The following is a 14428-nucleotide window of genomic DNA, read 5'->3' on the forward strand; positions in this document are numbered from 1 at the left end:
TTAGTTCCTTTATTATTTTGAATAGTAAAGGAACTAATCATTCCTCCATCATTCTGTACTTGGACATGTTCATGTCGCCGGAGCAGATTAGCCGTAGGAAGAAAAAGTGGTTTTGAACTGCTGCAGTTCGTGTTTTTCTTATTGTGATGTTACTTAATATCTGTTAACCTTAAATTAAGTAACATTATTCGGAGGGATTCTCTGTGCAATTTGTTAATCCGATTCGGGACTTGAAAACCATTCAAGCGATGAAAGAAGAGTTGAGAAAACACTCGATAAGGGACCTGTTACTTTTTGTGCTGGGCATTAACACGGGGATTAGTCTCCTTGATTTACTGAATCTTACGGTACAGGACGTTTGGGATGGCCAGAAAGCTAAATCGTTTCTTTACACTAAGGATGAGAAGACAGGAGAAGAAAAGGCTCATTACTTGAACAGCAAAATTGCAGAGATACTAACCGAGCACTTATCTAACATCAATTGGAAACCTGAGGATTATTTATTTAAATCCAAAAAGGATTGTCGTCCCATTACCCGCCAGCAAGCGTATAGAATTATAAACCACTCGGCAAGGGAGGTAGGCATTTCTGAGAAAATCGGAACACATACGCTGAGAAAGACGTTTGGTTACCATGCGTATTATAGGGGAGTGGCCATCTCCATCTTAAAGTCGATTTTTCATCATCATTCCACCGCAGAAACGCTAAAGTATTTGGGAATCGACAGGGCTGAGAAGAAACCCATTCAAGTAGATGTTAATTTGTAAATGGTTCCTGTTTTGAAGGCATAAAAAAACTCTCCGCATAGAGCATGCGAAGAGGGAGAGTTTCTTTAACCTTTATTCGACAGAGTCGTCTAGACCCATTGCTGTAGAAATATCTACGTTTTTTAATTCAGTGACCATCCCGTCACTAACGAGCACGTGTAAAGTTGCGGCGTCCTTCATAAAACGGAAAATTCCGTTATCGAAATCTGTATCGACTTCTTTGAAGAAAATGCCCTCATATTCGGTATGTTTTTCATGATTGAAGCTCAGCTTATAGTGCTCCCCATCTTTGACCAAATAAGCACGGACTCCTTTTTCATAAATACCTTCTTCATCCCGAATATAACGGGCAACGGAAACAATATGCAGATCGACAAATGGGATCTCGCGTACTAAGGAATTAATAATAGATCCCTTCGTAATTTGTTCCCACCGGCTGTGCGCCGTCTGACCAAGAATGATCTGTGTAATGTTGTTATCTCTGGCTACTTCTGCAATGACCTTAGAGACAGGGCGGCTTTCATTGTCCTTCATAATAAATTGAGCCGTTGCATGAGAGTGGGCATATTCTTTCCATTGTTCGATATAAAATAATTTTTCGGCATCAAGCTCGTCGAACGGCTTGGGATCAATGGTCAATATATATAGCGGAGATTTCATCATATTAGCGATTGCACAACCGCGCTTGATTAGTCTTTCGCCATTGGGACCATAATAAACGCAAACAAGTATGCTCTCATTATACACGTTGTTCATTTTAAATATTTCACCTCAATACTAAATAGTAGGTCTTGGTTAAACTATGTAAGACTATAGTTGATGTTACGCGAAGAGTCAATACGTAGATAAGGAAGCAGAAGTCGAATAAGGAGGAGTACGCTTGACTATATTCTATACATTTATTTTTCTCCCGTTGATCAGTGCAATGCTTGTACCCTTACTTTATAAGTATTTGAATCGCCGAGTACATACGGGATGGTTTGTTTTACTCGTACCACTATCTATTTTTATCTATTTGCTACAGTATATACCTGGAGTTGCGGCTGGGAACACCTATAAATACACATTATCTTGGATTCCGTCCCTGGATATGAATTTTACCTCCTACGTAGATGGGCTTAGCCTGTTATTTGGTCTTCTCATCAGCGGAATCGGTACATTGGTTATTATTTATTCCATTTTTTACATGTCCAAGGTTCGTGAGGCTCTCCATAGCTTCTATGTCTATTTGCTTATGTTCATGGGTGCCATGCTGGGGTTGGTATTCTCGGATCACCTCTTAGTCCTGTACGGGTTCTGGGAGTTAACGAGCGTCTCTTCCTTCTTATTAATATCCTATTGGTACGAGCGCAAGAGTTCTCGCCAAGGCGCCTTAAAGGCGATGCTCATTACTGTCCTAGGCGGATTCGGCATGTTAGCCGGATTTATTATGCTGATCATGATGGCGGATACGTACAGTATTCGGGAAATGATCGCTAATCTGGATGTCATCCAAGGCCATACGTTGTTCATTCCTGCCATGCTATGTGTTTTGCTAGGCGCATTTACGAAATCCGCGCAATTTCCGTTCGGCATTTGGTTGCCGGATGCGATGGAGGCGCCAACCCCGGTGAGCAGCTACCTCCACTCGGCTACGATGGTCAAGGCTGGCATTTATTTAGTGGCTCGCATGACTCCGCTTTTCGGTGGAAGCTCCGTGTGGTTCTGGCTTGTGGCCGGCATTGGTCTCGTTACCTTGCTTTACGGTTCTTTGACCGCGCTGAGACAGACGGATCTAAAGGCGATGTTAGCTTATTCTACAATTAGCCAATTGGGATTAATCATGTGTCTGCTTGGGATCGGTTCCTTAGCGATCTATTTTGGACCTGGTGATAGTGGTACTGTCTTTACGGTAGCTACATTTGCCGCTCTGTTCCATCTCTTCAATCACTCGACCTTTAAAGGAAGTTTGTTTATGGTTGTAGGTATTATTGACCATGAGACAGGACGGCGTGATATTCGCTATTTAGGCGGTTTGATGCAAGTGATGCCGATCACGTTCACGATCGCTTTAATTGGCGGCTTATCTATGGCGGGATTACCGCCGTTTAATGGTTTTTTAAGTAAGGAAATGTTTTTTGCGGCGGTGAATGACGTATCTCAATCCGGTATTTTCGGTTTGAGTAACATCGGTATTCTATTCCCAATCATTGCTTGGGTAGCCAGTATATTTACGTTCGTCTACTGCCTGATTTTTGTATTCAAAACCTTTGGAGGAACATATCGCCCTGAAAAACTGACACGAAAAGTGCATGAAGCGCCTTGGGGTATGCTGTTTTCTCCAGCCATTTTGGCATTACTCGTGATATTGATTTTCTTCTTCCCGAATGTATTAGGAAAGTATATTCTAACTCCGGCATTAACCGCTATTTTGCCTACGATGCCGATTTCTCCATACGACCTGAAAATTAGTCCATGGCATGGGCCGAACATGGAGCTTCTAATGACGATCGGTGTCATTGTTATCGGCTTCCTTCTCTTCAAAACAATGAAGCGGTGGATACAGGTCTTGCGAAATTATCCGCAGGGATTAACGTTGAATCATTGGTACAATCAGGGCTTGTCAGGTACGGAGAAGCTCTCGGCATCTCTGACGAATCGGTATATGACAGGCTCGCTCAGACATTATTTGATCTATATTTTCTCTTTCTTCGTCATTGTATTGCTGAGCTCGCTTCTGCTGCAACATGGTATCCAGTTCGATACCTCCAATGATGCAGTAATCAGTATTTTTGATGCCGGGCTTGTGCTCGGGATGGTGATCGCCGCACTTACCGTCTTACTTGCCGGCAATCGAATCATGGCTATTGCTGCGCTAGGTGCGTTAGGCTATATGGTTTCTATGTTCTTTGTCATCTTTAGAGCGCCTGACCTGGCTTTGACGCAAATGGTGGTGGAGACGGTGACAACGGTTCTGTTCCTGCTATGCTTCTACCATTTACCGAAGCTTGAGAAAAGGATCGAGCGTGTTCCTTTCAAGCTGACGAACTTGATCATATCGATTGCAATGGGTTTAACGGTGACTCTGTTGGCATTGTCCGCAAATGGACATAAATTATTTGAACCAATTTCATCATTTTTTGAAAATGCCTATGAGCTGGCGGGCGCCAAAAATATTGTCAACGCGATATTAGTGGATTTCCGTGGTTTCGACACAATGCTGGAAATATCCGTGCTTGCCATTGCTGGGCTAGGTGTGTATGTATTGGTTCATCAGCGTTCCAAAAGGAGGGAACAACGTGAAACCGAATGATGTCATTTTAAAAAGTGTAACTCAAGTGGCTGCTGTGATCATATTGACCTTTTCGATATATTTATTTATGAATGGTCACCATCATCCAGGAGGGGGATTTATTGGGGGATTGAGTATGGCATCAGCCATTGTCCTGCTGTATCTTTCTTTTGGAATCGAGAAGGTAAGGGAAAATATACGTGTTGATTTCAAAAAGCTTGCGGCGATCGGCGTATTGATTGCGATTGGAACCGGGATGGCGGGCGTAGTATTCGGCCAACCTTTTTTAACCCAGGCCTTTGGTTATCGTGATTTGCCTATATTCGGGACTACCGAGCTCGCGTCTGCTTTGATTTTTGATACCGGAGTCGCTCTGGCTGTTATAGGCACCGCAGTCAATATTATTTTAAGCATAAGTGAGGACCGCTAATATGGAGACACTCATGGTCATACTTGTCGGTATTTTAGTATCCATTGGAACCTATTTGATTCTATCCAAGCAATTGCTGCGGATTGTGCTCGGTATATCGATTGTGGGTCATGCGGTCAATTTATTGATCATTACTTCCGGCGGTCTGAAGACGGGGAGTGCACCTCTGCTGGGAGAGAAAGCCGCGGGCTTTACGGATGCCATTCCTCAAGCATTGGTTTTAACTGCGATCGTCATTAATTTTGCCGTGACAGCGGTAGTACTTGTTTTATGTTACCGCGCCTATCAGAGCTTCGGGACGGATGATATGGAGCAATTAAGGGGAGATGAGCATGAATAATTTATTGATCGCACCGATTATCACTCCTCTGTTGACTGGAATGGTCCTCATTGTATTCCAGAAAAATGTAATGCTTCAGCGGATTCTTAGTTTGGTTGCATTGGTAGCCACCATTGTCATTTCGGTTCTATTGATGAATCAGATCAGAGATGGCGGGATTCAATCTTTACAGCTGGGCGGTTGGGAAGCGCCTTATGGTATTAGTTTAGTGGGTGACATGTTCAGCGCTTTATTGCTGCTGGCTGCCTCTATTGTCTCGGTATGCTGCCTGATCTATGCCTTTTCATCCATTGGACGAAAGCAAGAAAAACTTTATTTCTATCCTTTATTTTTGTTCTTGATCGCAGGTGTCAACGGTTCGTTTTTGACAGGGGACTTGTTTAATTTATATGTCTGTTTTGAATTGTTTCTAGTTGCTTCCTATGTACTAATCACATTGGGGGGAGCCAAGAGGCAACTTCGCGAGTCGCTGAAGTATATTTTTACGAACATTATTGCATCGGCGTTTTTCTTGATTGGTGTTGCTTATTTATACTCGATGACAGGCACTTTGAACCTCGCTCAATTATCGATCAGAATCGCAGAGGTTGGCCAAGACGGGCTAATAACCACTGTCTCAATCGTATTCCTGATCGTTTTCGCCATGAAGGCGGGATTACTGCTCTTTTTCTGGCTACCCGGATCGTATAGTGTACCGCCAACGGCAATCGCTGCTATTTTCGCTGCGTTACTCACTAAGGTAGGGATATATGCCATTTTCAGAATGTTTACACTCATCTTTTATCATGAGCCTCAGATTACCCATTTGTTTATCGGGATATTAGCCGCAATAACGATGATTTTAGGCGGACTTGGGGCGAGTGGTTTTTCGGATTTGAGAAAAATATTAACCTACAATGTAATCATAAGTGTCGGATTTATTATGGCTGGACTTGTCTCTTTCACATCTGCCGGCCTAACGGGTTCTATTTATTATTTGATTCACGACATCTTGATTAAAGCGATTGTATTTATGATTGGGGGAACCATTGTTCATCTCACGGGTACAAGCAACTTGAAGAATATTAGCGGCTTGATTCGGCTTCACCCCCAATTAGGCTGGATGTTCTTCATCGCGGCATTGTCCATGGTTGGAATTCCTCCGTTAAGCGGTTTTCTTGGCAAAGTATTTACGACGCAAGGCGTCTTTGAAGCCGGTTATTACTGGCTGGGTGTAATCGGGCTAGTGGCCAGCTTGCTCATTCTGTACTCGATGATCAAACTGTTTATGAACGCTTTTTGGGGTGAAACGATTCTGAGTGTAGAAGAGGAGAAGGGGACGACGAAAGGCTTGTTGTTTCCGATCGCTCTATTGACGTTGGCTAGTGTTGCCCTTGGATTCGGCGCTGAGGCGATTACGGGTTATGTGGCTCAAGCTGCGGAGGAATTGCTGAATCCAAATTTATATATTCAAGCCGTGTTTGAATAAAGGGGGAAACAGCTATGCCCGTTCAGGTGCTACTCAACATATTCATTGCTTACTTGTGGATGTTTCTGAAAGAGGAAATGACCATATTAAACTTTTTTAGCGGTTACTTAGTCGGTCTGTTTATTTTACTATGTATCCGCCGATTCTTTAAAAAACGGTTTTATCTATTCTCGCTAGCTGCAATCGGCAAGCTGTTCATTCTGTTTATCCATGAGCTGAATATTTCTGCGATGGCGGTGATGAAGCATGTACTCCGTCCTAAAATTGATGTCAAGCCGGGCATTTTTAAGGTAGAAACGGATCTGGAGGGGGATTTGGAAATTACGCTCCTGTCCTTATTAATATGCTTAACACCAGGCTCGGTCATCATGGAGGTCACCCCTGATTCCAAGGCGATGTACGTTCACGGTCTGAACATGCCTGAGTCCAAGGAATCTGTATTAAAATCAATATCTGTTTTTGAAAAGGCGATAAAGGATGTGACGAGAAAATGATATTTGAGACGGTGTTAATTACTGCATTATGTATATTAATGCTGGCCATCCTGGCCAATTTATATCGGGTTGTAAAAGGACCGTCCAGTGCGGACCGAGTGATAGCGCTGGATTCGGTCGGTATAAATCTGATCGCCAGTATTGCCGTGTTCTCTGTGCTGCTGCACACTCATGCCTTCTTTGATCTTATCTTATTGATCGGAATCTTGTCCTTTATTGGTACGATCGCCTTTGCCAGATTTATTGAAAGAGGTGTTGTGATTGAGCGGAAGCGGTGAAGTAATCGGGGCGATTCTCATCCTTATTGGCGCTATATTCAGCTTGATCAGCGCGATAGGGAATGTGCGTTTGCCCGATGTGTATACCAGATCTCATGCTGCATCTAAAAGTTCTACGCTCGGCGTATTGTGTGCGCTCGTTGGAACCTTGCTGTATTTTTTAATTACTGACGGTTTCTTCAGCATCCGCCTCATCTTGGGAATCTTCTTTGTATTTCTGACAGCTCCAGTGGCCGCCCATGTGATCTGCCGGGCCGCTTACCGACACAAGGTGCCGCTAGCCGAGCAGAGCGCACAAGATGAATTGAAGGACTATTATAGGGAGAAAGAGATCCTTAAGGCAGAAGAGAAGGCCAACTTTGTTACGGATCAAGTAAAATAAAGAAAACGAACTTCATTGAAATTGGACAAGAGAGTATCCATAGGGTACTCTTTTTTTTTTGAAGTCATACGGATAGCTTTTTACTTGGGTACATCGATTTTCTCATTTCAAAAATTAGTTATTGCCTGACCTTTGTTAAACTGGGTTGTATAGAGAAAGATTTAAAGATAAAAAACAGGGTGATCATAATGAAGCTTAGCCAGATTGAGAATATCATAGATCCGAAGTTTCTTAAGCGAGGGGAAGCATATCGAGAAAATGATCATAGCCTTTCCATTCATGAAGTTAAAATTAAATTAGCGGAATGAATCTTTCACTAGAGCCATTCATCGTAATTTGGGTTGAATTCGCGATATGGGTATGAACGGCATTCGCGGTGCGGATGTTAAAGGGATGATCCTGCTCAGCAACGATATTCATGCTACTTAAATCAAATTGGGTAAATAAAAAGCGACCATAATTGGCCGCTTTTTTTGTTTGTAGGAATGGCTAAAAACGACGGGATTTAAATTGCTAATCGGATGAAATCAAATAGATAAGCGACACTAAAGATGAGAGAAAGGATAAGGAGGATGCTTCCGTACATTTTTTTGGCTGGTTGTCTCAACAAATACAAAGAAATCAAAATGAAAATCAACCAGATTAGAGTCCCTGATCCTTTGTTGATTAGAGTAAGAGTCGTCGAATCCCCTATGCGAATAAAGCGCGAGGTTAGAAATAGAAGTCCAATAATAAGAGAAATACAGCCCAGCATGATCTCCCTTGAGGAAAGCTTTGTTTTCATAGATCGTTTCTCCCAACGTTAGAAAGGTATTAAAGTATTTTACGACACCTATGTAATTGATCTTGACGTTCGCTATATAGAAGAATACCATAAGAGTATTAAAATCCTTTATAATTCCAATTATGGATGGTTTATGTTGGCGGATTACAGACTTGTACATATGGTTTGGTAGAATTAGACCACTAGGATTGAAGAAGGGGGATGGCATGGAAACAGCGGCCGTAGTCGAGGATATTATCTTAGACATCCAGGGACGGACACTATTTCACAAGTATAACAAAAATGATGGCAGTGAGCTGCTGACGGTCATTAATTTGCCACATCGTATGAAACAGTTCAGCTGGGGAATTCTATATTTATATCTACGTTCTTTTAAGAGAGAGTCAATAACCCCGGCCAGCATTGAGGCGGCAGCGAATATTGAACTGCTTTGTTTGGCATCCAAAATTATGGACGATGTGCTAGATGGGGACAATGTCGAATTGGAAGAGTATATAGGCAGGAGCAACGCCATTATACTGATTACCGATTTAATGTTCGAGTCGCTTAAGAATTTGCACGACCTGTCACCTGGTGAAGAGGGCTACGGCTACTTGCAGAGTGCCTTGTCAGGGGAATGGGTAGATGTGAATCGGACCGTGCTGGACGGAATGAGCGAGAAGTTGTATTACAATGAGATTTTGCCCAAAACAGTAGGTGTGCTTAAGTATGTAGCTGCGGTAGCGGATGTGGATAGGAAGGTATTCTGGGAGGAGTTTTTTACGCATGCGGGCATCGCGCTGCAGATCGGGAACGATCTTCATGCCGTGTTCGATGAACGGAAAAGCGATATTGCGAGGCTGAAGCCTACTCTGCCGCTGTTGAAAGCGATGGACCACGCCGATGAATCGAAGAGAGCGGAATTAAAGGCGCTGTACGCTTCATTTGCGGAGGGGCGATGCTCGATGGAAGAGGTCAAGAAAGCCATCATAGAGAGCGGGGCGCTTGAATACTGTATCTTGATCCGTGAAATGTGCAAGGAAACCTGCACACGCATGCTGCTCGTTCACTTCCCGGAGGATCGGGTGCTTGTGCATGAATTTCTGACTTATTTGAGATTGGCAGGTGAATCATGAGTCATAACCGATGGGTAGGCTTGCTGCTCATCAATGCCTTGTTGATGGCGGCGGTTATTGTTTATTTCCAGAGCTTAGGACCGTACAATTTCACCTTCGATGCGATGTATGCCATATGCTTGATCGTGATCGGTACTTTTGTCTATTTGAACACAACGGCCGTGTCTTCGGTCAAATGGTTTATTCTCATGATGTATATGGTCGCCTGGATCATCATTTTGTTGAACGGACGAGACTATTTGTACTATGGCATCGCCCGGATATTGATGAGCTTTGCACCGAATGTGCTATTTATGTTCTATATTCATTTTACCCATATCCCCAAGAAACGGCTTTATTACAAATGGAGCACATTGCTGCTCATATCCACGGTAGTGACCTCATTCGCATTGCTCAGCTTCGTAACTAATTTGAGCTATGTGCTGTTTATTCATATTTTGTTCGCGATATGCATTTGCTTCGGGCTTTCGATTCATTACAATGCCAGGCAACGGGAGGCGCTTGGGAAGGATCGCAAGGTGCTGAACATCTCGATTGCGATTTCGCTATTTCCGTTTATCGCTTCCTATACGTTTCTGAGAAACTTCATTCCGGGTGAGCTGAAATCCTATTCGATCTTTACCATCATCGCACTGCCGATCGTCGTCGCTTATCTACTGATCAAACGTAACGGCTTGCAGGTGAGCTTCAACTATCGCCTGCTGGGGAAGCTGGCACTGCTGGGCATCGGCGTGATGACCTTATTTTATTTCTTTTGCGTCTATGCGATGGAGCTGTCCCCAACCCAGACATTGCTGCTTATAGCAGTCGCAAGTACGCTGATCTACGGGTATATGCTGCTGCAGGGATACCTGTCCACGAGACAACTCTATGCGCTTAACCAGACAAAGGAACGGCTGGAGAAGGAACGGCAGGAAATTCTGCGGAAGATGAGTTATGACGATTACCTTAGCACCCTGAGCAATATGATCCGGCAATTTATTGACCGTACGATCTCATTGGACGGATCGCTCGTTATTTGGAAAGAAAATAATCGCTGTTATGTACTGGAGCAAAACGGTGTGTTTGAACCATTTTCGCTCAAAAAGTTTGATCTGAATCAGCTGAAGGATGAAATGTCTTCATTAACTTATCGAGAATCGTCCTATCTTTCTTTTCCGCTAACCTACAAAAAAACGGTGAACGGGTGGCTGGTTATCGGACATAAGATAGATCGAAACAAGTTTACCGACAAAGAGATTCAGACGTTGAACATGCTGTCCGATACGGTATCCGAAATTTTGAAAACGACGGAAATTCTGCATGAGCACCAGCAGAGGTTTCTGTATTTGCCTAGCATTAGCTACGAGGAATATGTCAATGTATCGCTGGTTCAGAAGGTAGAGGATATTCGCAAAAGTTTGTCCTATTATCTTCACGACGAAGTTTTGCAGATTATATTGGCCGCGCGTAACATGACAGAGGCGATGAGCACGCAGGACAAAGACATTCAGAAGCTGCTTCTGGATACATTAAATGAGCTGAATGCGTCCATTCGGGAGAAGCTTTTTGATATTTATCCAACCACGCTGGCGGACCTGGGGCTGTATCAAAGCTTGAGCGTATTATGCGGCAAATTAAAGGCGGCGGCAGTGCAGCAGCCGCAACTTAGGATCAGGCTGGAATCGGACCCGAACCTGGAGGTGGACGAAGAACTGCAATATATGGTATTCAGAACGGCGAAGGAGCTGCTTCAGAATGCGGTCAAACATGCGCGCGCGAATGAAATTGTCGTCTCGCTTAATGTCACGGACGATCGGCTCATTCTGCTGGATGTCGTGGATGACGGGATAGGCTTTGACTTTGGCGGAGCCGGGAAGGAAGGCGCGGTTACGTCCCATATCGGGTTGTTGTCGATCAAGCAGGAGACCAAGCTCGTTCACGGCGAGTTCTCCATTAGGAGGAACGATGGATCTGGCATGCATATTCATATCAAAATTCCGATGAAAGGTGGAACGGGGAGTGGACATGCACATTATGCTGTTTGATGATCATAAGCTTTTTGCCAAAAGCCTTGAAATTGCTATGAAAGGGCTTGTCAGCAAGTTCGAGACGTATACGGACACATCCAAGGCGATTCAGATTCTGGAGATAAAACAGCCGGATGTCATCCTTATGGATGTGCATATGGGAGAGGTGAACGGTTTGGAGGTGGCGCGTACCATTTTACAGCGGTTCCCCGATCAGAAGCTGCTATTTCTATCCGGCTATGACTTGGTCGAATACTGCAATCAGGCCATTAAGATGGGAGCGCGAGGATTTATTAACAAAAGCGTCTCGATCCATGATCTGATCGACCAGATTCAGCGAGTCGCGGCAGGGGCGATCATTTTTCCTAAGCATGATTCCAAGGTTGAGGCGTTGACGGAACGGGAGAAGGAAATTCTACAATTAACAGCCGAGGGATTGAAGCAGCAGGAGGTGGCGGATCGGCTCTACATTAGTAGAAGAACGGTCAATAACCATCTGCAGACGATAAACGATAAGCTCGGCGTCCATTCCACGGTAGCCGCGATCATTCGAGGTATAGAGCTTGGCAGCGTTACATTAAAGTCAATGAAGTGAAGGATGGGAAGACAGGCGGAGAGAATGCCTGTCTTTTTGTTTAGATCAGAGGCAGGATAGGCAAGTTTTTAATTTGAACTGGAAAAGTATGCACAAAATACTCATTTGATCCTTCTAATCCCGGCGTATACTGAGAACAAGAAAACAAAGGAGGATGAAATGATGAAGGATGGATTGTGGCAATTGATTCAAGAAATGAAAGGGGATCAACTTCAATTAGCCGACCTCCAAGTTGCAGCTTCCCCCTCGTTCATGCAAAAGTTCGGATCGATGTTCGACAATAGAGATCATTCCAAGGTGATGAAAATCATAGAGCCAATGAAAGGCGGCGAGTGGCCGATGTAATCTACCAGGCCGCAGATCAAAATTTACTAGCTTAAAAGGGGCAATGATGATGTTGAAACTGACCAATATAAGTTTTGGATATGCGCAACCCATTTTAAATGAAGTGAACTTTACGTTCAATCCCGGCAGACTATATTTTTTGCTCGCTAAGAATGGAGCGGGAAAGAGCACGCTGTTCCGCCTGCTCACACAAGACCTGAAACCGGAAACTGGCCATGTGCAGGCGGGAGGAGATGTCATTTTACATCGCCAGACCCCTGTATACTTCGAGGATATGACGGTAAAGGAGAATATCGAATGTTTTCTGGAGCTGCTGAAAAGCCGGAAGAAGTACGATGATGTCAAAACGAAGTTTGCACTGGGGGAGATTGAAAGCAAGGTGGCGCGCAAGCTATCCGGCGGAGAGAAGCAGCGACTGTATCTGGCCATCACGGAAATGAGCGATGACGATATCCGATTGTACGATGAAGCGGATGCTGCGCTGGATGCCATGACCCGGACTCAGTATTACAGCGAGGTGCTGCAGCGTGATGCAGCCGCCGGGAAGACGGTCATTGCAATCAGCCATCACATTAGCGAAAGCTTGAAGTATGCGGATCGCATTTGCTTCCTTGCTAACCAAAAACTCTACGAGATTGATCCGGCAGCGTTGCCACCTGACCTGGCAGATAAGAACGAAGATAAAATCATGGAAATTTTGGAAAAGGAATGTGAGGCAATTTGAAAAAACTAACGATCAATTTCTTAAAAGCTGATTTGCGAATGCCGCACTTAATGTTCTGGGATTGGATGTTCCCGCTCATTTTGATTATCGCCTTTAGCCTGTTCGTGAAGTCTCAAGAGTTTTCGAGCTTCCTGCTCCCGGGTTTCGTCAGTCTGTTCATCCTGCAGAGCATAATCTTCTCGCTGCCGTACCGACTGGCCCAGTATCGTGAGCAAGGCATTCTGGATCTGATATCGAAGAAAGGGTCCCCGACAAAGCTGCTAACCGGATTTTACCTCAGCCGTATCGTCATCTTGGTTATTCAGACAGCGCTTGTCATCGTGCTCGGCACATTTTCGCTCGGCGTGACGCTGGACGTGAACGGGGTAATGCTGCTAGCGTCGCTTGCGATTTCGATCTTGTTGTTTCTGCTGCTGGGCAGCTTATGCGGATGGATTGTGAAGTCGCAAAATTCGGCGTTAGGCTTGGCGCAGGCCGTATACTTCTGGTTGCTCGGCACCTCAGGCATCTTTTATCCCATCGAAAAGAGTCCTGAGTTTCTAAAGATATTAGCTCAGATTTCGCCGCTATACTACGTCAACAATCTGTGGAGTCACGCATTGGTGCGCCAAGAAATCGATATACTCGGCAATGCCGGCGCCAGCGGCATCTTCCTCATTCTGTTCCTGGCCGTGCTGGCGGTGCTTGTCAAAGGAATCAAAAAAGGTGGTCCGAAGCATGAAACTGTTGCACAAGTTGAGAAATAGCGATTTTCAACATAGCCGTGAGCTGATGCGGGTATTTGAGAAAGCATCGGTCAGTGAGTATAAAGCCGAGGTCAACTGTACATTCCAAGTCTCATTAGCTGGAGAGGGCCCGGGAATTGTACGCCTGAGAGGCGAACTGGAACTGTATAACGTAAAGGGCAGCTCGCCGGTTCTGACAAAAGCGATGGTGTACTTCCCGGAGCGAAATTACGGCTTGGAATTTATTAAAGAAGCATCCACGTTTACGATTGAATGGGTGTTCGAGCTGAGGGATCCGAAGGAGTATTTCAACCTGGTGCTCTTCGATAAGAACGGTTTTCTAGTCAGTTCCGCTACTTACGTCTTTAATGCCGAGCATGTCGTTGCCTACCCGATCCGAGAGAAGGACTTGTCTTTGGCCGCCTGCGACAGCGAACTGCTGGAGGATGGGGATCGCCTCGTGTTTCGGACATCGACACTAACGTCGGTACGGGGAGCAGGGCAAGGAGGTATCACGCATACTTGGCAAAACGTGGGCCAGCATGTCAGATTGGCAGCGCAGCCGAGCGACCAGGCAGAGGTTTATGAGAGCAGCTTGTCGCGGCGGGATATGTGCGCGGGAATCTGGATGATTATTGCGACCGACGAGCACGACAAGCTAATTACACAGTATGTCGTTCAGGTGTAACTAGGGGGGGATC

At 44.7% G+C, this 14428-nt stretch carries 16 protein-coding genes; 15 read left to right on the forward strand and 1 reads right to left on the reverse strand.

Annotated elements, in window-relative coordinates; all coding sequences use genetic code 11:
- Positions 1 to 203: 203 nt before the first annotated feature.
- The gene (locus DX130_RS16900; protein WP_116047410.1) at positions 204 to 767 is read left to right on the forward strand and encodes a tyrosine-type recombinase/integrase; all 564 of its coding nucleotides are present in this window, start codon (positions 204 to 206) and stop codon (positions 765 to 767) included.
- Between the two features lie 72 nt (positions 768 to 839).
- Here DX130_RS16900 and DX130_RS16905 read toward each other — a convergent pair whose 3' ends face one another.
- On the reverse strand, positions 840 to 1523 hold the full coding sequence (locus tag DX130_RS16905; protein WP_116047412.1) for a universal stress protein: 684 nt from the start codon (positions 1521 to 1523) through the stop codon (positions 840 to 842).
- A 124-nt stretch (positions 1524 to 1647) separates the two neighbouring features.
- On the opposite strand from DX130_RS16905, the gene DX130_RS16910 reads away from it, so the two are divergent.
- The 14 genes from DX130_RS16910 to DX130_RS16980 all read left to right on the forward strand — a co-directional run bounded on the left by DX130_RS16910 (position 1648) and on the right by DX130_RS16980 (position 14415).
- Positions 1648 to 4059, forward strand: a complete 2412-nt coding sequence (locus DX130_RS16910; RefSeq protein WP_116047413.1) for a Na+/H+ antiporter subunit A — start codon at positions 1648 to 1650, stop codon at positions 4057 to 4059.
- A complete protein-coding gene (locus tag DX130_RS16915; protein ID WP_206098837.1) occupies positions 4046 to 4468 on the forward strand; it encodes a Na(+)/H(+) antiporter subunit B in 423 nt (140 codons plus the stop codon). Before DX130_RS16910 ends, DX130_RS16915 begins: the two co-directional genes overlap by 14 nt.
- 1 nt (position 4469) lies before the next feature.
- Positions 4470 to 4808 (forward strand): Na(+)/H(+) antiporter subunit C, encoded by a 339-nt coding sequence (locus DX130_RS16920; RefSeq protein WP_116047417.1) that lies wholly within the window; start codon positions 4470 to 4472, stop codon positions 4806 to 4808.
- Entirely contained in the window at positions 4801 to 6276 is a 1476-nt protein-coding gene (locus DX130_RS16925) for a Na+/H+ antiporter subunit D (RefSeq protein ID WP_116047419.1), read from the forward strand. The genes DX130_RS16920 and DX130_RS16925 overlap by 8 nt, the downstream gene beginning before the upstream one ends.
- 14 nt (positions 6277 to 6290) lie before the next feature.
- Positions 6291 to 6770 carry a Na+/H+ antiporter subunit E gene (locus tag DX130_RS16930; RefSeq protein ID WP_116047420.1) on the forward strand — a complete coding sequence of 160 codons (480 nt, stop codon included), beginning with the start codon at positions 6291 to 6293 and terminating at the stop codon, positions 6768 to 6770.
- The gene (locus DX130_RS16935) at positions 6767 to 7048 is read left to right on the forward strand and encodes a Na(+)/H(+) antiporter subunit F1 (protein WP_116047422.1); all 282 of its coding nucleotides are present in this window, start codon (positions 6767 to 6769) and stop codon (positions 7046 to 7048) included. The genes DX130_RS16930 and DX130_RS16935 overlap by 4 nt, the downstream gene beginning before the upstream one ends.
- The gene (locus DX130_RS16940; protein WP_116047424.1) at positions 7032 to 7430 is read left to right on the forward strand and encodes a Na+/H+ antiporter subunit G; all 399 of its coding nucleotides are present in this window, start codon (positions 7032 to 7034) and stop codon (positions 7428 to 7430) included. Before DX130_RS16935 ends, DX130_RS16940 begins: the two co-directional genes overlap by 17 nt.
- 990 nt (positions 7431 to 8420) lie before the next feature.
- Positions 8421 to 9329 (forward strand): polyprenyl synthetase family protein, encoded by a 909-nt coding sequence (locus DX130_RS16950; protein WP_165861332.1) that lies wholly within the window; start codon positions 8421 to 8423, stop codon positions 9327 to 9329.
- Positions 9326 to 11356: a sensor histidine kinase gene (locus tag DX130_RS16955; RefSeq protein ID WP_116047428.1), complete on the forward strand. Its 2031-nt coding sequence runs from the start codon at positions 9326 to 9328 to the stop codon at positions 11354 to 11356. Before DX130_RS16950 ends, DX130_RS16955 begins: the two co-directional genes overlap by 4 nt.
- Complete coding sequence (locus tag DX130_RS16960) at positions 11337 to 11933, forward strand: response regulator transcription factor (RefSeq protein ID WP_165861353.1); 597 nt, start codon at positions 11337 to 11339, stop codon at positions 11931 to 11933. Before DX130_RS16955 ends, DX130_RS16960 begins: the two co-directional genes overlap by 20 nt.
- A 159-nt stretch (positions 11934 to 12092) precedes the next feature.
- On the forward strand, positions 12093 to 12278 hold the full coding sequence (locus tag DX130_RS16965; RefSeq protein WP_165861333.1) for a hypothetical protein: 186 nt from the start codon (positions 12093 to 12095) through the stop codon (positions 12276 to 12278).
- A 43-nt stretch (positions 12279 to 12321) separates the two neighbouring features.
- Positions 12322 to 13002: an ATP-binding cassette domain-containing protein gene (locus tag DX130_RS16970; RefSeq protein ID WP_116047433.1), complete on the forward strand. Its 681-nt coding sequence runs from the start codon at positions 12322 to 12324 to the stop codon at positions 13000 to 13002.
- A complete protein-coding gene (locus DX130_RS16975; protein ID WP_116047435.1) occupies positions 12999 to 13748 on the forward strand; it encodes an ABC transporter permease in 750 nt (249 codons plus the stop codon). Before DX130_RS16970 ends, DX130_RS16975 begins: the two co-directional genes overlap by 4 nt.
- On the forward strand, positions 13720 to 14415 hold the full coding sequence (locus DX130_RS16980; protein WP_116047436.1) for a DUF5944 family protein: 696 nt from the start codon (positions 13720 to 13722) through the stop codon (positions 14413 to 14415). Before DX130_RS16975 ends, DX130_RS16980 begins: the two co-directional genes overlap by 29 nt.
- Positions 14416 to 14428: the final 13 nt, after the last annotated feature.

It is taken from the genome of Paenibacillus paeoniae (assembly GCF_003388735.1).
GTDB lineage: Bacteria > Bacillota > Bacilli > Paenibacillales > Paenibacillaceae > Pristimantibacillus > Pristimantibacillus paeoniae.